The organism is Kocuria sp. KSNUG, assembly GCF_049532735.1.
Classification (GTDB): domain Bacteria; phylum Actinomycetota; class Actinomycetes; order Actinomycetales; family Micrococcaceae; genus Kocuria; species Kocuria rhizophila.
Window position 1 is genome coordinate 1,048,973 of record NZ_CP150981.1, and the last position, 18,515, is coordinate 1,067,487.

An 18,515-nucleotide genomic window follows, 5' to 3' on the forward strand; every position below is an offset into this window, starting at 1 on the left:
TACCGTGATCCGATCGTGTGCGCTGTGAAAGAACGAACTGCACCCGAGGCGCTGCGGCGCCACTCGAAACGATAGATTGTGCGATACGCGCCACGGCCGCCGTGTCCGCCCCGGGCCCCGGGAACGACACACAGACACGGTGAACCGCGGCAGAGCGTGACACGTCCACGGGAGGATCAACGGCTTGGCCACGGCAAAAAAACCCACGAGTTTCTTCAGAGGTCCACTGTTCTGGATCCTACTGGCCATTGTGGTCCTGGTGCCCGTGGGCGCCAGCTTCTTCAGCCCCACCACCGCGCGCGTGGACACCAACGTGGGCCTCGAGCTGCTCGAAGAGGGCAAGGTCAACGAGGCCAAGATCTACGACGGCGAGCAGAAGGTCGAGCTCTCCCTCAAGGAGGACTACCACCAGGGTGACCAGAACCTGGGCAAGGAGGTGGAGTTCTACTACGTGAAGCCCCGCGCCGAAGAGGTCGTCAAGACCATGGACGAGGCGGACCTGGAGGGCTTCACGGACCAGCCCGTGGAGAACAACTGGTTCCTGTCCCTGGTGCGCTTCCTGCTCCCGTTCCTGATCATCATGGGCCTGTTCTGGTTCATCTTCTCCCGCATGCAGTCCGGCGGGCAGGCCATGAAGTTCGGCCGTTCCAAGGCCAAGATGTTCAACAAGGAGAACTCCGAGGTCACGTTCGCGGACGTGGCCGGCGCGGACGAGGCCGTGCAGGAGCTCGACGAGATCAAGCAGTTCCTGGTGGAGCACGACCGCTTCACCGCCGTGGGCGCCAAGGTGCCCAAGGGCGTGCTGCTCTACGGTCCTCCCGGCACGGGCAAGACCCTGCTGGCCAAGGCCGTGGCCGGCGAGGCCGGCGTGCCGTTCTACTCCATCTCCGGCTCGGACTTCGTGGAGATGTTCGTGGGCGTGGGTGCCTCCCGCGTGCGGGACCTGTTCCAGCAGGCCAAGGAGAACGCCCCCGCGATCATCTTCGTGGACGAGATCGACGCCGTGGGCCGCCAGCGCGGCGCCGGCATGGGCGGCGGCAACGACGAGCGCGAGCAGACGCTGAACCAGCTCCTGGTGGAGATGGACGGCTTCGACGCGAACACCAACGTGATCCTGATCGCCGCGACCAACCGCCCGGACGTCCTGGACCCCGCGCTGCTGCGCCCGGGCCGGTTCGACCGCCAGATCGGCGTGGACGCCCCGGACATGAAGGGACGCGAGCAGATCCTGCGCGTGCACGCCAAGACCAAGCCGCTGGCCGAGAACGTGGACCTGGCGTCCGTGGCCAAGCGGACCCCGGGGTTCACGGGTGCGGAGCTCGCCAACGTGATGAACGAGGCCGCGCTGCTGACCGCCCGCTCCCACGCCCAGCTGATCGACGACCGCGCCGTGGACGAGGCCATCGACCGCGTGATCGCGGGCCCGCAGAAGCGCTCCCGCGTGATGAAGGAGCTCGAGCGCAAAGTCACGGCGTACCACGAGGGCGGCCACGCCCTGGTGGCCGCGGCGCTGCGCAACACGGACCCGGTCACCAAGATCACCATCCTGCCGCGCGGTCGGGCCCTGGGCTACACCATGGTCATGCCCTCGGACGACAAGTACTCGACCACCCGCAACGAGCTGCTGGACCAGATGGCCTACGCCATGGGTGGGCGCGCCGCCGAGGAGATCGTGTTCCACGACCCCTCCACCGGTGCCTCCAACGACATCCAGAAGGCCACGGACACCGCCCGCAAGATGGTCACCCAGTACGGCATGAGCTCCAAGATCGGTTCCGTGAAGATCGGCGGGGACAACTCGGACCCGTTCGTGGGACGTGAGATGGGCTCCGGCTCCAAGGAGTACTCGGACCGCACCCTGGCCGTGGTGGACGACGAGGTGCGGCTGCTACTGGAGCAGGCGCACGACGAGGCGCACCAGATCCTGCTGCAGAACCGGCCCGTGCTGGACCGCCTGGCGCTGGAGCTGCTGGAGAAGGAAACCCTCAACGAGGCCCAGATCCGCGAGATCTTCCGGGACGTGACCCTGCGGGACGTGCGCCCGGTGTGGCAGTCCGGGGAGGAGCGCGAGATCTCCCACGTGCCCCCGGTGGTCACCGCCGCCGAGCACGAGGAGGCCCGCCGCAAGAACCTGCAGGACCCCAGCACCATGGCGCCCCAGGACCAGGCGGTCGCCGCCAAGCCGGAGCACCCGCTGGAGGTTCCTGAGCACCAGGACCCGCAGCCTGGTGGCCAGTCCTCCTCCGGTTCCGGGAGCACCTCGGGCGGGGAGCCCGGCCAGGAACCGGGTGGTGTCCGGCGGGAGAACCGCTGAATGACGCACCAGCACGAACCCGGTGAACCCGTCTCCGGCTCGTACCTCGAGCACGTGGCGGGTGCGGAGACGGCCGCCGCCGTGGACCAGCCCCGCATCGCGGCGGCGGTCCGGGAGATTCTCCTGGCCGTGGGGGAGGACCCGGACCGCAGCGGTCTGCGGGACACCCCTGAACGGGTGGCCCGGGCCTACGCCGAGGTCTTCGCGGGGCTCCACCAGGACCCGGCCGAGCTGCTGGCCACGTCCTTCGACATCGGCCACTCGGAGATGGTCCTGGTGCGCGACGTGCCGTTCTACTCCACGTGCGAGCACCACCTGGTGCCCTTCCACGGGGTCGCCCACGTGGGCTACATCCCGGGGCCGGAGGGCAAGGTCACGGGGCTGTCCAAGCTCGCGCGCCTCGTGGACCTGTTCGCCAAGCGGCCGCAGGTGCAGGAACGGCTGACCACCCAGGTGGTCGAGGCGCTCGTGGAGCACCTGCACCCCGCCGGGGCCATCGTGGTGGTGGAGTGCGAGCACCTGTGCATGTCCATGCGGGGCGTCCGCAAGCCGGGCGCCAGGACCGTGACGTCCGCCGTGCGGGGCCAGCTGCGCGATCCCGCCACGCGGGCCGAGGCCATGAACCTGATCGCCGCGGGGCACTCGCGGTGACGGGCGACCGCGACGCTGCCGGCAGCAACTCCGACGCCGCCACCGGCGCCCACGACGCCGCCCGCCCCGGTTCCCGCCCGGACTCGCCGGCCCGAGCGGGTGGGGACACACCCCTCGGGTGGGGCTCCTTCGACGCGCTGCCCACCGGGCGCACCCTGGTGATGGGCGTGCTGAACGTGACGCCGGACTCCTTCAGCGACGGCGGTCGGCACGACACCGAGGCCGCCGCCGTGGAGCACGGGCTGCGTCTCGCCGAGCAGGGCGCGGACATCGTGGACGTGGGCGGGGAGTCCACCCGGCCCCACGCGCTGGGCGTGGATCCCGCGGAGGAGCGCCGGCGGGTGCTGCCCGTCATCCGGGAACTGAGCAGCCGCGGCGTGGTGGTGAGCGTGGACACGTTCCACGCGGACACCGCGCGGGCCGCGATCGAGGCCGGCGCGCACATCGTCAACGACGTCTCGGGAACCGCCGTGAGCCCGGAGATGATCGAGCTGGTCGGGCAGAGCGGCGTGCCGTACGTGCTGATGCACTCGCGCGGCACCCCGCAGACCATGACGGGCCTGGCCACCTACACGGACACGGTGGGCGAGGTTGTCTCGGAGCTCACGGCCGTGCGCGACCGTCTGCTCGCGGCCGGGGTCCGTCCCGAGCGGCTCGTCGTGGATCCCGGGCTGGGCTTCGCCAAGGCCGGTGGCCAGGACTGGGAGCTGCTCCGGGCGCTGCCGCGGCTGCGGGAGCTCGGCCACAAGGTCCTCGTGGCCGCGTCCCGCAAGCGGTTCCTGGGGGCGTTGCTCGCGGAGGGCGGCACCCCGCGCCCGGTCACGGGGCGCGACGGCGCCACGGCCGCCGTGAGCGCCCTGTCCGCGTTCGGCGGGGCCTGGGCCGTGCGCGTGCACGACGTCCCCGCCACGGTGGACGCGGTCGCCGTGGCCCACGCGTGGCTGGGGATCGAACCGCCCGTCCTGCGCCCCCGCGACACCGAGAGCTGAGGCCGCCATGAACAGCGTCACCCCCGATCCGAGCAGCCACGACCGCATCATCCTCACCGGACTGGGCGCGGTGGGCTACCACGGCGTGTTCGAGAAGGAGCGCCGCAGCGGCCAGCCCTTCTTCGTGGACCTGGTGCTGCACATGGACCTGCGCCCCGCCGGGGCCACCGACGACCTCACGCGCACCGTGCACTACGGCGAGGTGGCCGAGATGGTCCGGGAGATCATCATCGGCACGCGGTTCCAGCTCATCGAGGCCCTCGCGGAGGAGATCGTGGGCAGCCTGCTGGAAACCTTCCCCGCCGTGGCGGTGCTGGAAGTCACGGTGCACAAGCCCAAGGCGCCGATCGACGTCACCTTCTCGGACGTGGCCGTGAGCATCGTCCGACGCCGCCCCGTCCGCTCCGAGGACGGCAGCTGATGGCGCTGCGGTGCGTCGTGGCGCTCGGGGCCAACCTGGGGGACCGGATCAGGGCACTGAGGGAGGCAGTCCAGGAGCTGGCCGCAACGCCCGGCATCACACTGGTGGCGGCCTCCCCCGTGGTGCGCACCCGGTCGGTGGGCGGGCCCGAGGGCTCACCCGACTACCTCAACGCGGTGGTGGAGCTGTCCTCGGAGCTCACCCCGTTCGAGCTGCTGGAGGTGTGCCAGCGGATCGAGCACCGCCACGGCCGCACGCGCGAGGTGCGCTGGGGCCCGCGCACCCTGGACCTGGACGTGATCTGCGTGGCGGGAGTCCGCAGCACCGACCCCCGGCTCGAGCTGCCGCATCCGCGCGCGGCGCAGCGGGCCTTCGTCCTGCGCCCGTGGGTGCTGATGGACCCCGCGGCGGAACTGGACGGCGTGTCCGTGGCACGTCTCGCGGACACCGCCCCGGACCGCGAGGACCTGGTGGTCACCGAGCACACCCTGCGACCGGAGGAGCCACCGTGCGATACCTGAACCTGCTGTCCCTCGTGGCCGCCGCACTCGTGGCCGCTGCCATCGGCTGGAGCATGACCCAGGTGGTGGCCGGCGGCCGGCAGAGCCTGCTGGTCCTGCCGTGGATCAGCGTGCTCGCCGAGATCGGAGCGGGGATCGTCCTGGCCTACCTGGGCCTGCGGCTGCGCGCGTACCGCGACCCCGAGAAGGGCGCCGGGCGGCGTCGTGACCCCGCGAAGCGCAAGCCCTACGACCCCGTCTGGGCCGTGGGCACGGCGGCGGCGGCCCAGGCCGTGGCCTACTACGGCGCACTGTGCGCGGGATGGCACGCCGGGGTCGGGCTGGACCAGCTCACGCTGCTGGGCGTGCGCTCCACGCAGCAGCCCCTGTGGCAGTGCATCGCCCAGGTGGTGGTGGGGGTGGGTCTCGCGGTGCTCGGGTGGATCGTGGAGAAATCCTGCAGGCTTCCTCCCGATGACCCGGACGCGGAGGAGGAGACCCCTTACGGTGGACGGCAGGAACCGTACGCCACAGGAGAGGGAGGCTATGCCCGCCACCGATGAGCTCAGCCCGCCGGATCTCTCCTGGCGGCGGGTTTCACCCAAGTACGTCACGGTGCGCGTGATCGGTGCGGTGGCGGCCACGGTGGTGTGGGTGGTCGTGATGGCGGTGCCGCTGGTGCTCGCGCTGCTGGGCGTCTGGGGGCGCGAGACCGCGCAGTGGCTCTGGCTGCTGCCCGCGGTGGCCCTCGTGTGGGGTGGCATCAACCTCGCCCTTGTGCCCCGCAGGGTGCGGGCGATCGGCTATGCGGAGGCGCCCACCGAGCTGTGGCTGCGCCGTGGCCTGTTCTTCCGCACCGTCACGGTGGTGCCCTACGGGCGCATGCAGTACGTGGACATCAAGACCGGGCCCGTGCTCAGCGCGTTCCACCTGGCCTCGGTCACGCTGCACACGGCCGCCGCGAGCACCGACGCCGTGCTGCCCGGGCTGCCCCGCGAGGAGGCGGACCGGTTGCGCGAGCAGCTCACGGAGCGCGGGGAAGAGCACATGGTGGGTCTGTGACGGGCCGGGGGCACGCCTCAGGAGCACCCTCGGAACGGCCCGAGGGCGACGGCCCGGCGATCACCGTGCGCGGTGACGCCGAGGGCGTGTGGCACCGGGTGCACCCGCTGACCCCGTTCGTGCGCAGCTGGCTGCTGCTCGTCGCTCTGGTGTGGGGCATCGGCAACGCGTTCATGGACGATTTCGTGTCCTCCCTGGTCAAGCACGAGCCCGTGGAGGTCAACGTCAGCGGGGCGGTGCAGGTCGTGGGCCTGGGGCTTGCGCTCGCCGTGCTGTGCGGAGCCCTGGGGGTGCTGATCGCCCTGGGGCTGCTGTCCTGGTGGTTCATCCGCTACCAGATCACGGAGGACCACGTGCGCTTCCGCAGCGGGTGGCTGTTCCGCACGCAGCGCCAGGCGCGCCTGGACCGGGTGCAGGGCATCGACATCGAACGCCGCTTCCTGCCGCGCATCCTGGGGCTCGCCTCCTTGAAGTTCGACGTGGCGGACGGCGGGTCCAGCATTCTGGAGCTGTCCTACCTCGGGCGGGAGCACGCGCAGCAGCTGCGCCGCCAGCTCCTCGTGGCCGCCCAGCGCGCGGCCACCGACCACCTCGGGCCCGCCCCCTCGGGGACGGGCCGGAACGTCGTCCACCCCGATCCGCAGACGGGCGCCCCCGCGCGGGGAACGGGCCAGGGGCCCGGGCGGGTGGCGCCGTGGGCGCTGGCCCCCGCGGACGGCCGGAGCGGCGTCGTGCACCCCGGGGCGGGAACACAGGGTGCCACCACTGCGCGTCGCACGGGCGTGGACCTGCGGATGGCCCAGAAGTACGGCCTGCTGAACCAGCAGGACGAGCTGCGACGCGTTTTCATCGTGCCCACGGGGCGCGTTCTGCTCGGGCTGGTCTGCTCGCCGCCCGCCGTGGTGCTGGTGCTGATCGCGCTCATCACCGCGGGTCTGGCGCTGTGGTTCCCGGAGGCGTTGATCATCGTGCTGCCCTCGGCGATCGCCCCTCTGCTGGGCGTGCTCTCCGGGCTCTACACGCGGCTGGAACGCAGCTGGGGATTCACACTGAGTGAGGTCCCCTCCGGGGTGCGCACGCGCGCGGGGCTGTTCAACGAGCGCTCCTCCACGATCCCCACCGGGCGGGTGCAGGCCCTGCAGGTCACCCGGCCCCTGCTGTGGCGCTCCTTCGGCGGTCACCGGGTGGTGGTCACCACCGCGGGCAAGGGCGGAGCAGGGCAGATGGAGGACCTCGGGGCCGTGGTGCTGCCCGTGGGCACGTGGGAGAACGTCCAGGAGATCCTGCATCTGGTGCTGCCGCTGGAGCACGCCCCGCGGGAACTCGTGCGCGAGGGGCTCTCGGGGGTCGGGGACTCGCCACGGTTCACCGCCAACCCCCGCCGCAGCCGGTGGCTGGACCCGGTCACGTGGCGGCGCAACGGCTTCGCCCTGGACGACTCCTCCCTGGTGCTGCGCTGGGGCCGGATCACTCGCCACGTCTCGGTGGTCCCGCACCACAAGACGCAGTCCGTGGCCGTGCGCCAGGGCCCGGTGGAGCGCCGGATGGGGCTGAGCGGTGTGGCGGTGCACGTGACCCCGGGTGGCGTGGCCACCGCGCTGGACCACCTGGACGTCCACACGGCCCGGGAGCTGCAGTGGCGTCACGCGCGGCTCTCCCGCGCCGCCCGGGAGTGGGACGCCGCGGCCGGGTCGTGGACCGCGCTCCCGCCGGAAGCACCTGCGTCCGGGGTGTGAGCGCCGTGCGCTACCCTGTGCGTGCCGTCGTCCCCCTGTGAGGAGTTCCCGCGTGTCCCAACCCAGTCATCGTCCCGGTCGTCTCGGCGTGGGCGTCATCAGCGCGGGCAGGGTCGGTGCCGTGCTCGGCGCGGCACTGCGGGGCGCGGGCCACGCCGTGGTGGGTGTGCACGCGTCGTCGGAGGCCAGCCGCGAACGTGCGGCGGCCCTGCTCCCGGACGTTCCCGTGCTGGACGTGCAGAGCATCGTGGAGCGCAGCGAGCTGGTGCTGCTCGCCGTGCCGGACGACCAGCTCCCCGGCCTGGTGAGCGGGCTCGCGGCCACCGGTGCGTGGCAGCCGGGTCAGCTCGTGGTCCACACGGCGGGCCGCTTCGGCACGGACGTCCTGGAGCCCGTCCGGGCGGCGGGGGGCATCGGGCTGGCCGTGCATCCCGCCATGACCTTCACGGGGCTCAGCCTCGACCTGCAGCGCCTCGCGGACTGCAGCTTCGGCGTCACCGCCGCGGCACCCGTGCTCCCCATCGCCCAGGCACTCGTGGTGGAGATGGGAGCCGAGCCGGTGGTGGTCGCGGAGGCGGACCGCCCGCTCTACCACGCGGCGCTCGCCCACGGCTCCAACCACGTGATGACGGTGCTGGGGGAGTCCATGCAGCTGCTCGGGGAGATCGGGGTGGAGCACCCGGACCGCGTGCTGGGCCCGCTCGTGCGCGCCACGGTGGACAACGCCCTGGCCTCCGGGGAGAACGCCCTCACGGGTCCCGTGGCCCGCGGTGACGTCACCACGGTGGCCGCGCACGTGGCCGCGCTGCGCGAGCTGGCGGGCGGCGGCACCGGGGCCGCGCACAGCACCGGCCACGCGGACCACGACGCCGCCGCCCACGACGACGCCGACGCGGCCCGACAGCTGCTGGCCGGCTACCGCGCCCTGGCGAGGCAGACGGCCCGGCGGGCGGCGGCGTCGGGCAGACTGGACGGGGCGAGCTACCGCGCCGTCATGGCGGCCATCGAGGAGGAGCAGTGAGCGGCACCGGACCCCTGGTGTGCACGTCCATCGCGCAGGTGCGAGCGCAGATCGAGTCCCGCGTGGCGCAGGGTGCCCGCAGCGTGGGGCTGCTGCCCACCATGGGCGCGCTGCACCGCGGGCACGTGCAGCTGGCCCGGCGGGCACGGGACGAGAACGACCTCGCGGTCGTGTCCGTGTTCGTCAACCCCCTGCAGTTCGGGCCGGGGGAGGACTTCGAGAGCTACCCCCGGCAGCTGGAGCAGGACCTCGCGCTGCTCGCGGAGGTGGGCGTGGACCTCGTGTTCGCCCCGGACGTGCGGGAGATGTACCCGGACGGTGTCCCCGTGGTCTCGGTGACCTCCGGTGCCGCGGGGGGAGTCCTCGAGGGGGCCACCCGCCCCGGGCACTTCGACGGCGCCCTGACCGTGGTGAACAAGCTGTTCACCATCATGGCCCCCGGGCCCGGAACCCCGTTCCGGGCGTACTTCGGTGAGAAGGACGCCCAGCAGCTGCTGCTCGTGCAGCGCATGGTGCGTGATTTCGATCACCGGGTGGAGATCCGTCCGGTGCCCATCGTGCGCTCGGAACGGGGCCTCGCCCTGTCCTCGCGCAACCAGTACCTCTCCGAGGAGCAGGCGGAGCACGCCCTCGTGCTGCACGGCACCCTGCGCGCCCTCGCGGCCGGGGAACTCACCCTGGAGCAGGCCCGGCAGCGTGTGGACGCGGAGCCGGAGGTCTCCCTGGACTACCTCGAGACCGTGGACCCGCGCACTCTCGAGTTCGTGGCGCCGGGGCCCGGGGCCCTGGCCCTCGTGGCCGCGTGGGTCGGTCCCACCCGGCTCATCGACAACATGCGGATCTGAGCGCTACCGGTATCCTGGTCCACTGTGACCGAGCAGCCTGAAACCACCGTTCCCGCCCAGCCCGCCAGCACCGATCCGGAGCTGAGCGCGCACGAGCTCAACGACCAGATGGCCGTGCGCGCCGCCAAGCGGCAGGCGGCCGCGGACGCCGGAATGGCGCCGTACCCGGCGGGCGTGGGACGCACGGACACCCTCGCGCACGTGCGCGAGCAGTTCGCGGACCTCGAGGCCGGGGAGGAGACCGAGCACCGGGTGACCGTGGCCGGGCGCGTGGTGCACGTGCGCAACACCGGCAAGCTGTGCTTCGGGACCCTGCAGGAGGGGGACGGCACCCGGCTGCAGGTCATGCTGTCCAAGGCGAACGTGGGGGAGGACTCCCTCGCGCAGTGGAAGGCCCTCGTGGACCTGGGGGACTTCGTGGCCGTGACCGGCAACGTCATCAGCTCCCGGCGCGGTGAGCTGTCCGTGATGGCTGGCTCCTGGACCATGGCGTCCAAGGCGCTGCGGCCCCTGCCCACCATGCACAAGGAGCTCAACGAGGAGACCCGGGTGCGCCAGCGCTACCTGGACCTCATCGTGCGCCAGGAGGCCCGCGACGTCGTCCTGACCCGCTCCCTCATCACCCGCACCGTGCGCCGCGTGATGGAGGAGCAGGGCTACGTGGAGATCGAGACGCCCATGCTGCAGCTCGTCCACGGCGGAGCGGCCGCGCGTCCCTTCGAGACCCACCTCAACGCCTTCGACCAGGACATGACCCTGCGCATCGCCACCGAGCTGTTCCTCAAGCGCGCGGTCGTGGGCGGCATCGACCGGGTGTTCGAGATCGGACGCGTGTTCCGCAACGAGGGCGTGGACTCCTCGCACAGCCCGGAGTTCACCACCCTGGAGGCCTACGAGGCCTACGCGGACCAGTTCGTCATGGCGGACCGGATCCGCGAGATCATCCAGGAGTGCGCCCGGGCGCTCGGTGTGGAGGGCATCGACACCGAGCAGGGGCGGATCGAGCTGTTCGGGGAGTGGGCGTGGGTCGGCGTCTACCCCGGCCTCTCCGAGGCGGTGGGCCGCGAGATCACCCCGGAGACCCCCGCGCAGGAGCTGCGGGCCCTGGCCGCGGAGCGGGAGATCCCGGTCAACCCCGCGTGGGACGAGCAGAAGCTCGTGATGGAGCTCTTCGAGGAGATCGTGGAGCCCACCCTCATCCAGCCCACCTTCGTCTACGACTATCCGCCGGCCGCCCAGCCGCTGGCCCGCCCGCACCGTGAGAAGCCCGGCCTGATCGAGGCCTGGGACCTCATCATCGGCGGCATGGAGCGGGGGACCGCGTTCTCCGAGCTCATCGACCCCGTGGTGCAGCGGGAGCGGCTCACGGAGCAGTCGCTGCTCTCCGCGGCCGGGGACGACGAGGCCATGCAGCTGGACGAGGACTTCCTGCGGGCCCTGGAGCACGGTGCGCCCCCCATGGGTGGTCTGGGCCTGGGTCTCGACCGCCTGATCATGCTCTTCACGAACCTCGGAATCCGGGAGACCATTCTGTTCCCGTTGATGAAGCCGGAGTGATCCGGACCCGCGGAATCCTCCGCACAGCATTCACACAGTCCCGGAGAGGATGATCTGCATCATGGAATACGTGGCGGTCTTTTTGCCCTCGTTGGGCGTGGGTCTGGTGTTCTACCTGATCATGAGGTGGTTGTTGCGGGGGGACCGGGCCGAGCGGGCTGCGCAGAGCGAGGCGCAGGCGGATGCCGAGCGCTGGTACCAGGCCGTCCGGGAGCGGGAGGGTGACAAGGCGCCCTTCGGCCACCAGGAGGAGAAGACTCGCCAGCAGAGGGGTCTGGGGATGCGGCAGAGCATTCCCATTCGTGATTCAGCGGAAGACCGGAATCCCACCGAATAGCCCGTGATGACAATTCAAGAATTGCGTGCCATGATGGGCCATGTGATTCGGAGATGAATTCTGTTCCAGGATCCGCGATAACCGTCTGATCCACGGTTTGACTCTGGGGCTTTGATTGGGCACACCGCGCGAATGCCCGGAGGATCTCCGCTCGGACCACGTATCTTTGCACACGAACAAAAGACCTATGCAGCCCGCGGGGCGTTTGGAGGAGCTGACCATGGCTCAGACCGTGAAAATCATCCTGGAAGACGACATCGACGGCGGAGAGGCCCACGAGACCGTGCGTTTCGGCCTGGACGGCGGTCAGTACGAGATCGACCTGAGCTCGGACAACGCCACCAAGCTGCGCGATGCCCTGCGTCCCTTCATCTCCGCGGGTCGCCGCGCCACCGCCAAGACCGGCCGCAGCGCGACCACCACCACGCGGCCCAGCCGCTCGGGCAACCCCGAGACCCCCAAGATCCGGGCGTGGGCCAAGGAGCAGGGCCTGCAGGTCTCCGACCGCGGGCGCATCCACCAGGACGTCCAGGACAAGTACTACGCGGCCCACAGCAGCTGAGCCGCGCGCGGAGCGCACCGGCGGGAGGACCTCCCGCCGGGCCCCGCGCCGGGGTCTCCGGTGAACAACTGGGGGCCCATCCACGACGGCCGGGGCACACCAGAACTGGTGTGCCCCGGCCGTCGTCGTGCGTGCCGGGAACGGGCCGCGAAACCCCCGGGGCCGTGGGCGAAGGGGCGATTTCGCCCCCGGCCGAGCACCGTGCGCCAGTGGCGAACAGTGCCCATGGCACCGCGCGAGGTGCCTAGCATCGTGGGCAGAGATCAATGAAGGAGTATCCATGTTCGAACGCTTCACCGACCGTGCCCGCCGGGTGGTCGTGCTGGCCCAGGAAGAGGCCAGGATGCTCAACCACAACTACATCGGGACCGAGCACCTGCTGCTCGGCCTGATCCACGAGGGGGAGGGCGTCGCCGCCAAGGCCCTCGAGTCCATGGGCATCACCCTCAGCGCCGCGCGCGAGCAGGTCCAGGACATCATCGGCCCGGGCCAGCAGGCGCCCTCGGGCCACATCCCGTTCACGCCCCGCGCCAAGAAGGTGCTCGAGCACTCGTTGCGAGAGGCCCTGCAGCTGGGCCACAACTACATCGGCACCGAGCACATCCTGCTGGGCATCATCCGCGCCGGTGAGGGCGTGGCCTCGCAGGTGCTCGTGAAGCTCGGCGCGGACCCCGCCAAGGTGCGGGCCACGGTGCTCGAGCTGATCTCGGGCTACCAGTCCGGCAACTCCGGCGGCGAGAAGGAGGCGGCCGGCGTGGGCTCCGGCGGTCGCGCCGAGGGGACCCCCGCCGGTTCCGCCGTGCTGGACCAGTTCGGTCGCAACCTCACGGCCGCCGCGCGCGAGTCCAAGCTGGACCCGGTGATCGGGCGCTACCGCGAGATGGAGCGCGTGATGCAGGTGCTCTCGCGGCGCACCAAGAACAACCCCGTGCTGATCGGCGAGCCCGGCGTGGGCAAGACCGCCGTGGTGGAGGGCCTCGCCCAGGCCATCGTGCGCGGGGACGTCCCGGAGACCCTGAAGGACAAGCAGCTCTACACGCTGGACCTCGGCTCCCTGGTGGCGGGCTCCCGCTACCGCGGCGACTTCGAGGAGCGCCTGAAGAAGGTGCTCAAGGAGATCCGCACCCGCGGGGACATCATCCTGTTCATCGACGAGATCCACACCCTGGTGGGTGCGGGTGCCGCCGAGGGCGCGATCGACGCCGCCTCGATCCTCAAGCCCATGCTGGCCCGCGGCGAGCTGCAGACGATCGGCGCCACCACCCTGGACGAGTACCGCAAGCACATCGAGAAGGACGCCGCACTGGAGCGGCGCTTCCAGCCCATCCAGGTGGACGAGCCCTCCGAGGCCCACGCCGTGGAGATCCTCAAGGGGCTGCGGGACAAGTACGAGGCGCACCACCGAGTGTCCATCTCGGACGACGCCCTGGAGGCCGCCGTGCACATGTCCGCGCGCTACGTCTCCGACCGGTTCCTGCCGGACAAGGCCATCGACCTGATCGACGAGGCCGGTGCGCGCCTGCGCATCAAGCGCATGACCGCCCCGCCGGAGATCAAGGCGCTGGACGAGAAGATCGCGGAGACCAAGACCGCCAAGGAAGCCGCGATCGAGGGCCAGGACTACGAGAAGGCCGCGTCCCTGCGTGACACCGAGCAGAAGCTCATCGCCGAGCGGGACGAGAAGGACAAGGCCTGGCGCGAGGGTGACGACCAGATCTCCGAGGTCACCCCGGAGGTCATCTCGGACGTGCTCTCGGCGTCCACGGGCGTGCCGGTCTACAAGCTCTCCGAGGAGGAGTCCGGGCGTCTGCTGCACATGGAGGACGAGCTGCACAAGCGCGTCATCGGGCAGAACGAGGCCATCAAGGCCCTGTCCCGCTCCATCCGCCGCACGCGCGCCGGTCTGAAGGACCCCCGCCGCCCCGGTGGCTCGTTCATCTTCGCCGGGCCAACCGGCGTGGGCAAGACCGAGCTGGCCAAGGCGCTCGCGGAGTTCCTGTTCGGTGACGAGGACGCCCTCATCACGCTGGACATGTCCGAGTACCAGGAGAAGCACACGGTCTCCCGGCTCTTCGGTGCCCCTCCCGGCTACGTGGGCTACGAGGAGGGCGGCCAGCTGACGGAGAAGGTGCGCCGCAAGCCGTTCTCCGTGGTGCTCTTCGACGAGGTGGAGAAGGCCCACCAGGACCTGTTCAACTCCCTGCTGCAGATCCTCGAGGACGGCCGCCTGACCGACTCGCAGGGCCGCGTGGTGGACTTCAAGAACACGGTGATCATCATGACCACCAACCTGGGCACCCGGGACATCTCCCGCACCGTTCCCGTGGGCTTCCAGGCCAGCGGGGACGCCGCCACCTCCTACGACCGCATGCAGGCCAAGGTTCAGGAGGAGCTCAAGGAGCACTTCCGCCCGGAGTTCCTCAACCGCGTGGACGAGATCATCGTGTTCCCGCAGCTGAGCGAGTCCGAGATCGTGCAGATCGTGGACCTGTTCGTGGCACGGCTGCAGCAGCGGCTGCGCGAGCAGGACATGTCCATCACGCTCACGGACGAGGCCAAGAAGCTCGTGGCCAAGAAGGGCTACGACCCCTCCATGGGAGCCCGCCCGCTGCGCCGCACCATGCAGCGGGAGATCGAGGACCAGCTCTCGGAGCGGATCCTGTTCGGTGAGATCGCCTCGGGCGAGAAGATCACCGTGGGCGTCGAGGGCGAGGGGGACGATGCCTCGTTCACCTTCTCCTCCACCCCCATGTCGGAGCTGTCCGACGAGGAGATCGCGGAGATCGAGAACACTCCCACCCTCACGGACAACGACGACAGCACCTCCGGCAAGGACGTCCCGCGCTCGCCGCACACCGGCGGGGACACGGGCGGGGGAGCGGCCCAGGCCCAGGCCTGACCCACCCCGGCCCCGGCGGGCCCAGGGAGAGCTGCCAGCGGGCGGCGTCGCGAACCACAGCGGTTCACGACGCCGCCCGCTCGCGTTCCGGGGGTGCCCGGCCCCGCGTACAGTCGGGGCATGACCGAGATCCGCATCCGCCCAGCCCGCACGTCGGACGTCCACGGGATCAAGGAGCTCGTGGCGCCCATGGCCACGGAGCGCATCCTCATCACCAAGGACACCGTGACCTACTACGAGAGCATCCAGGAGTTCGTGGTCGCGCAGGACGAGTCCGGGGCACTGGTGGGCTGCGGTGCGCTGCACGTGATGTGGGAGGACCTCGCGGAGGTGCGCACGCTCGCCACGTCACCGGCGGCACGCGGGCACGGTGTGGGCGGGCGGATGCTGCGCGAGCTGCTGTCCCGTGCCGAGCAGCTCGGGGTGAGCCGGGTCTTCTGCCTCACGTTCGAAGTGGGCTTCTTCGCCGCCCACGGGTTCGAGGTCATGGCCAACCAGGAGACCATTCCCGCGGAGGTGTTCGCGGAGCTGCTGCGCTCCCACGACGAGGGCGTCGCGGAGTTCCTGGACCTCGCGCGGGTGAAGCCCAACACGCTGGGCAACACGCGGATGATCCGGCAGCTCACCCCGGGAGGCTGACCCCGGCGTCGTCCGCGGCCGCGAGACCGTCCGCCGTGAGCCCCGCCAGGGCGCGCCGTCGCTGCTCCACAGGAGCCGGCAGCCGCCACAGCGCCTTCAGCTCCTCCACCACCACGGCGGGTGGCGCCTCGTGCGCCGACGCCAGCTGCTCCGAGCCCGCGAGGTCCGTGAGCAGGAGGGCTTCCGGCACCGGAGCGGTGGCGGCCCTCAGCACGGCCATGATGGCGCCCCGGACCTGCCGGTCCGTCCCGTGCCACGACTGCCCGCGGGGCGTCTCCTCGGCGGGAGGACTGCCCGCGGCCACCCACGCGCACGCGTCCCGCACGGGGCACTGCCCGCAGCGCGGGGCGCGGGCCGTGCACACCAGCGCACCGAGCTCCATCACGGCCTGGTTCCACGCCACGGACTCGGCCACGTCCTCGGGGAGCACCGCGTCCGCGAGCCGCGTCTCCGCGGCGGTCAGGGAGCGCGAGGGCAGTGCACGGCCCGAGAACAGCCGGGCCTCCACGCGGCGGATGTTGGTGTCCACCACGGTGTGGCGCTGCCCGAAGGCGAACACGGCCACGGCCGCGGCCGTGTAGGCCCCGATGCCGGGCAGGGAGAGCAGCTCGGAGTGGTCGCCGGGCACCCGCCCGCCGTGCGCGTCCCGGATCCGTTGCGCCGCGGCGTGCAGACGCAGTGCCCGCCGCGGGTAGCCCAGCCTGCCCCACTCGCGCACCACCTCCGCCGGTGCGGCCCCGGCCAGGTCACCCGGGGTGGGCCAGCGCTCCAGCCACCGCCGCCACACGGGCAGCACACGCACCACGGGGGTCTGCTGGAGCATGATCTCGCTGACCAGCACGCCCCACGGGGTGCGCTCGGGTGCTCGCCAGGGCAGATCACGCGCGTTCGCACGGTACCAGCGGAGCACCGCACGGCGGACGTGGGTGGCGGGCTGTCCGGGGGTTTCGGCACTCGAGTTCATCACGGACCACGGTAGCCTGGAGCGCATGGCTTCCCACGGTTCCGATCGGCACGATTCCCCCGCTTCCCCCGCCGACCACGAGGACACCGAGGCCAGGCTCCCGCAGCACGTCTACCGGCGACGCCGCCTGGTGGCGCTGGGCGTCATCGTCCTGCTCCTGCTGCTGCTGGTCTGGGGCGTCACCACGGGGGTGCGGGCGGTCACCGGCACGGAAGCCGCGCCCGACGACGCCCCGGTGGCGACCCAGGAACCGGCCACCTCCCCGCAGGCGAGCGCGGATCCCGCACAGAAGTTCGCGGACTTCACCCCGCGCCCGAGCTCCTCCGGGTCTGCCTCGCCCGGCGGCTCGGCCAGCCCGAGTGCCACGTCCACGGCGGCCCCGCAGTGCCAGGCGGAGCTCTCCGTGAGCGCCTCCACGAGCAAGGAGAGCTACGCGGGGGACGAGGAACCGGTCCTCACCATGACCCTGGAGAACACGGGGGAGCAGCCCTGCACGGTCAATGCAGGAACCAAGCAGATGGCGTTCGTGGTCACCTCCGGTGCGGACACCGTGTTCGACTCCCGGCACTGCGCCGCGGGCGGCGAGGACCGCAAGGTGACGCTGGCCCCTGGGCAGAAAGAGACGTCCAACCTCACCTGGAACCGCGTGCGCACCGCGGAAGGCTGCCCCGCAGGACAGCCGAAGGCGCTCGCCGGGTACTACAACCTGGCCGTGTCCCTGGGAGAGGCCACCAGCGAGCAGGCGGCCTTCGTGCTGCAGTAGCGCGGCGCCCGCGGGACCGCGCCCGGTTCACATGAACCGGTCCAGCAGGCTGGTCTCCGCCATCCGGGACAGGGACTCCCGCACCGTGCGGGCGCGCTGCTCGCCGATGCCCTCCACGGACATGAGGTCCTCCAGGTTCGCGGCCATGAGCGACTGCAGCCCGTCGAACTGGGCGACCAGCCGCTTGGCCACCGCGCCGGGCATGGACTTGATGCCCTCCAGCAGGCGGTACCCGTGCGGGTGCAGGTCCGTCTCCAGGGTGCCCTGGGGGCCCGTGAGTCCGGCGGCCACCGCGACCTTCTGGAGGTCGATGAGGTCCACGGAGGAGAGCTCGGCGAGCGCGGCCAGGGACCGTGCCAGGACCTCCGCGTCGGTGCCCTCGGGGAGGTAGTCGCGCAGCACCACGTCCGGGCCCGGGCCGTTGCCGGCGGTGAGCTCCTCCAGCTGGAGGGAGATCAGCCGGCCGTCCGTGCCGAGCTCCAGCACGTACCAGGCGATCTCCTCGGAGATCCGGCGCACCATCTCCATGCGCTGCAGCGTCAGGGCCACGTCCCGGATGGTGACCGCGGCCTCGATCTCCAGCGCCGAGAGGCTGCCCAGCACCTGTTCGAGCCGGTTGCTGTAGTGCTCGAGGGTCTGCAGGGCCTGGCTGGCCCGGGCCATGATGGCCTGGGAGCCCTCGATGACGTAGCGCTCCTCGTTCTTGTAGATGGTGATCACGTTCATGGACTGGCTCACGGAGATGACCGGCACCCCGGTCTGCTTGGCGGTGCGCTCCGCGGAGCGGTGCCGGGTCCCGGACTCCAGCGTGGTGATGTCCGCGTCCGGCATGAGCTGCACGCCGGCCTTCAGGATCCGGGTGGCGTCCTTGTCGCACACGATCGCGCCGTCCATCTTGGCGAGCTCGCGCAGCTTGGTGGGCGTGAAGTCGGTGTCGATGTCGAAGCCCCCGGAGCACAGGGACTCCACCGAGCGGTCGAATCCGAGCACGATCAGGGCTCCGGTGCGCCCGCGCAGGATGCGTTCGAGGCCGGTGCGCAGCTCCGTGCCGGGGGCGACCCTGGCGAGGGTCCTGCGCAGGGAGGTTTCGCGTGTTTTGGCCACGGGCTCATTCTAGGGTCGGGGCGGGGACGCGCGGCGGCACTGCGCGCGGCGCGGGAGCGCGGGGCACGGGGGCGCGCGGCACAGGAGCGTGCGGCACGGGGGGCGCAGCACGGGAGCGCGCAGCACGGGAGCGCCGAACGGCCGGCCCCGG

Annotated in this window: 18 protein-coding genes; 16 read left to right on the forward strand and 2 right to left on the reverse strand. The window is 71.3% G+C overall.

Going from position 1 to position 18,515, the window contains the following annotated elements; genetic code table 11:
• Window positions 1-184 precede the first annotated feature (184 nt).
• From ftsH to AABM36_RS04625, 15 genes are all read left to right on the forward strand, one after another.
• Window positions 185-2,314: an ATP-dependent zinc metalloprotease FtsH gene (gene ftsH / locus AABM36_RS04555; protein WP_423447557.1), complete on the forward strand. Its 2,130-nt coding sequence runs from the start codon at window positions 185-187 to the stop codon at window positions 2,312-2,314.
• A complete protein-coding gene (folE, locus tag AABM36_RS04560) occupies window positions 2,315-2,965 on the forward strand; it encodes a GTP cyclohydrolase I FolE (protein WP_423447559.1) in 651 nt (216 codons plus the stop codon).
• The gene (gene folP, locus AABM36_RS04565; RefSeq protein WP_423447561.1) at window positions 2,962-3,954 is read left to right on the forward strand and encodes a dihydropteroate synthase; all 993 of its coding nucleotides are present in this window, start codon (window positions 2,962-2,964) and stop codon (window positions 3,952-3,954) included. Before folE ends, folP begins: the two co-directional genes overlap by 4 nt.
• Window positions 3,955-3,961: 7 nt before the next feature.
• Window positions 3,962-4,375 (forward strand): dihydroneopterin aldolase, encoded by a 414-nt coding sequence (gene folB / locus AABM36_RS04570; protein WP_423447563.1) that lies wholly within the window; start codon window positions 3,962-3,964, stop codon window positions 4,373-4,375.
• A complete protein-coding gene (folK, locus tag AABM36_RS04575; RefSeq protein WP_423447565.1) occupies window positions 4,375-4,896 on the forward strand; it encodes a 2-amino-4-hydroxy-6-hydroxymethyldihydropteridine diphosphokinase in 522 nt (173 codons plus the stop codon). Before folB ends, folK begins: the two co-directional genes overlap by 1 nt.
• On the forward strand, window positions 4,884-5,438 hold the full coding sequence (locus AABM36_RS04580) for a DUF3180 domain-containing protein (RefSeq protein WP_423447567.1): 555 nt from the start codon (window positions 4,884-4,886) through the stop codon (window positions 5,436-5,438). The genes folK and AABM36_RS04580 overlap by 13 nt, the downstream gene beginning before the upstream one ends.
• Window positions 5,422-5,937, forward strand: a complete 516-nt coding sequence (locus AABM36_RS04585) for a PH domain-containing protein (protein ID WP_423447569.1) — start codon at window positions 5,422-5,424, stop codon at window positions 5,935-5,937. The genes AABM36_RS04580 and AABM36_RS04585 overlap by 17 nt, the downstream gene beginning before the upstream one ends.
• The gene (locus AABM36_RS04590; RefSeq protein ID WP_423447571.1) at window positions 5,934-7,673 is read left to right on the forward strand and encodes a PH domain-containing protein; all 1,740 of its coding nucleotides are present in this window, start codon (window positions 5,934-5,936) and stop codon (window positions 7,671-7,673) included. Before AABM36_RS04585 ends, AABM36_RS04590 begins: the two co-directional genes overlap by 4 nt.
• Before the next feature lie 52 nt (window positions 7,674-7,725).
• On the forward strand, window positions 7,726-8,694 hold the full coding sequence (locus AABM36_RS04595) for a Rossmann-like and DUF2520 domain-containing protein (RefSeq protein WP_423447573.1): 969 nt from the start codon (window positions 7,726-7,728) through the stop codon (window positions 8,692-8,694).
• Window positions 8,691-9,539, forward strand: a complete 849-nt coding sequence (gene panC / locus AABM36_RS04600) for a pantoate--beta-alanine ligase (RefSeq protein WP_423447575.1) — start codon at window positions 8,691-8,693, stop codon at window positions 9,537-9,539. Before AABM36_RS04595 ends, panC begins: the two co-directional genes overlap by 4 nt.
• Window positions 9,540-9,563: 24 nt before the next feature.
• Window positions 9,564-11,096: a lysine--tRNA ligase gene (gene lysS, locus AABM36_RS04605; RefSeq protein WP_423447577.1), complete on the forward strand. Its 1,533-nt coding sequence runs from the start codon at window positions 9,564-9,566 to the stop codon at window positions 11,094-11,096.
• A gap of 49 nt (window positions 11,097-11,145) precedes the next feature.
• Window positions 11,146-11,433 carry a hypothetical protein gene (locus tag AABM36_RS04610; protein WP_423447579.1) on the forward strand — a complete coding sequence of 96 codons (288 nt, stop codon included), beginning with the start codon at window positions 11,146-11,148 and terminating at the stop codon, window positions 11,431-11,433.
• 220 nt (window positions 11,434-11,653) lie between these two features.
• A complete protein-coding gene (locus AABM36_RS04615; protein WP_423447581.1) occupies window positions 11,654-11,995 on the forward strand; it encodes a histone-like nucleoid-structuring protein Lsr2 in 342 nt (113 codons plus the stop codon).
• Between the two features lie 280 nt (window positions 11,996-12,275).
• A complete protein-coding gene (locus AABM36_RS04620) occupies window positions 12,276-14,894 on the forward strand; it encodes an ATP-dependent Clp protease ATP-binding subunit (protein ID WP_191873322.1) in 2,619 nt (872 codons plus the stop codon).
• Window positions 14,895-15,014: 120 nt separating this feature from the next.
• Window positions 15,015-15,533: an amino-acid N-acetyltransferase gene (locus AABM36_RS04625; protein ID WP_423447584.1), complete on the forward strand. Its 519-nt coding sequence runs from the start codon at window positions 15,015-15,017 to the stop codon at window positions 15,531-15,533.
• On the opposite strand, the gene AABM36_RS04630 is transcribed toward AABM36_RS04625, so the two are convergent.
• Window positions 15,517-16,497: an A/G-specific adenine glycosylase gene (locus AABM36_RS04630; protein ID WP_423447586.1), complete on the reverse strand. Its 981-nt coding sequence runs from the start codon at window positions 16,495-16,497 to the stop codon at window positions 15,517-15,519. The genes AABM36_RS04625 and AABM36_RS04630 overlap by 17 nt on opposite strands.
• Before the next feature lie 25 nt (window positions 16,498-16,522).
• Between AABM36_RS04630 and AABM36_RS04635 the strand changes: the two genes are divergently transcribed.
• Window positions 16,523-17,260, forward strand: coding sequence for a DUF4232 domain-containing protein (locus AABM36_RS04635; protein WP_423447588.1), 738 nt, complete (start codon window positions 16,523-16,525; stop codon window positions 17,258-17,260).
• A gap of 27 nt (window positions 17,261-17,287) precedes the next feature.
• Here AABM36_RS04635 and disA read toward each other — a convergent pair whose 3' ends face one another.
• Window positions 17,288-18,364 carry a DNA integrity scanning diadenylate cyclase DisA gene (disA, locus tag AABM36_RS04640; RefSeq protein ID WP_423447590.1) on the reverse strand — a complete coding sequence of 359 codons (1,077 nt, stop codon included), beginning with the start codon at window positions 18,362-18,364 and terminating at the stop codon, window positions 17,288-17,290.
• Window positions 18,365-18,515 lie beyond the last annotated feature (151 nt).

What these genes read in the sequence shown, in the direction of transcription:
- folE (WP_423447559.1), top strand. Translation starts at nt 2,315, where the DNA reads ATGACGCACCAGCACGAACCCGGTGAACCCGTCTCCGGCTCGTACCTC.
- folB (WP_423447563.1), top strand. Translation starts at nt 3,962, where the DNA reads ATGAACAGCGTCACCCCCGATCCGAGCAGCCACGACCGCATCATCCTC.
- folK (WP_423447565.1), top strand. Translation starts at nt 4,375, where the DNA reads ATGGCGCTGCGGTGCGTCGTGGCGCTCGGGGCCAACCTGGGGGACCGG.
- AABM36_RS04585 (WP_423447569.1), top strand. Translation starts at nt 5,422, where the DNA reads ATGCCCGCCACCGATGAGCTCAGCCCGCCGGATCTCTCCTGGCGGCGG.
- AABM36_RS04610 (WP_423447579.1), top strand. Translation starts at nt 11,146, where the DNA reads ATGATCTGCATCATGGAATACGTGGCGGTCTTTTTGCCCTCGTTGGGC.
- AABM36_RS04615 (WP_423447581.1), top strand. Translation starts at nt 11,654, where the DNA reads ATGGCTCAGACCGTGAAAATCATCCTGGAAGACGACATCGACGGCGGA.
- AABM36_RS04620 (WP_191873322.1), top strand. Translation starts at nt 12,276, where the DNA reads ATGTTCGAACGCTTCACCGACCGTGCCCGCCGGGTGGTCGTGCTGGCC.
- AABM36_RS04625 (WP_423447584.1), top strand. Translation starts at nt 15,015, where the DNA reads ATGACCGAGATCCGCATCCGCCCAGCCCGCACGTCGGACGTCCACGGG.
- AABM36_RS04630 (WP_423447586.1), bottom strand. Translation starts at nt 16,497, where the DNA reads ATGAACTCGAGTGCCGAAACCCCCGGACAGCCCGCCACCCACGTCCGC.
- AABM36_RS04635 (WP_423447588.1), top strand. Translation starts at nt 16,523, where the DNA reads ATGGCTTCCCACGGTTCCGATCGGCACGATTCCCCCGCTTCCCCCGCC.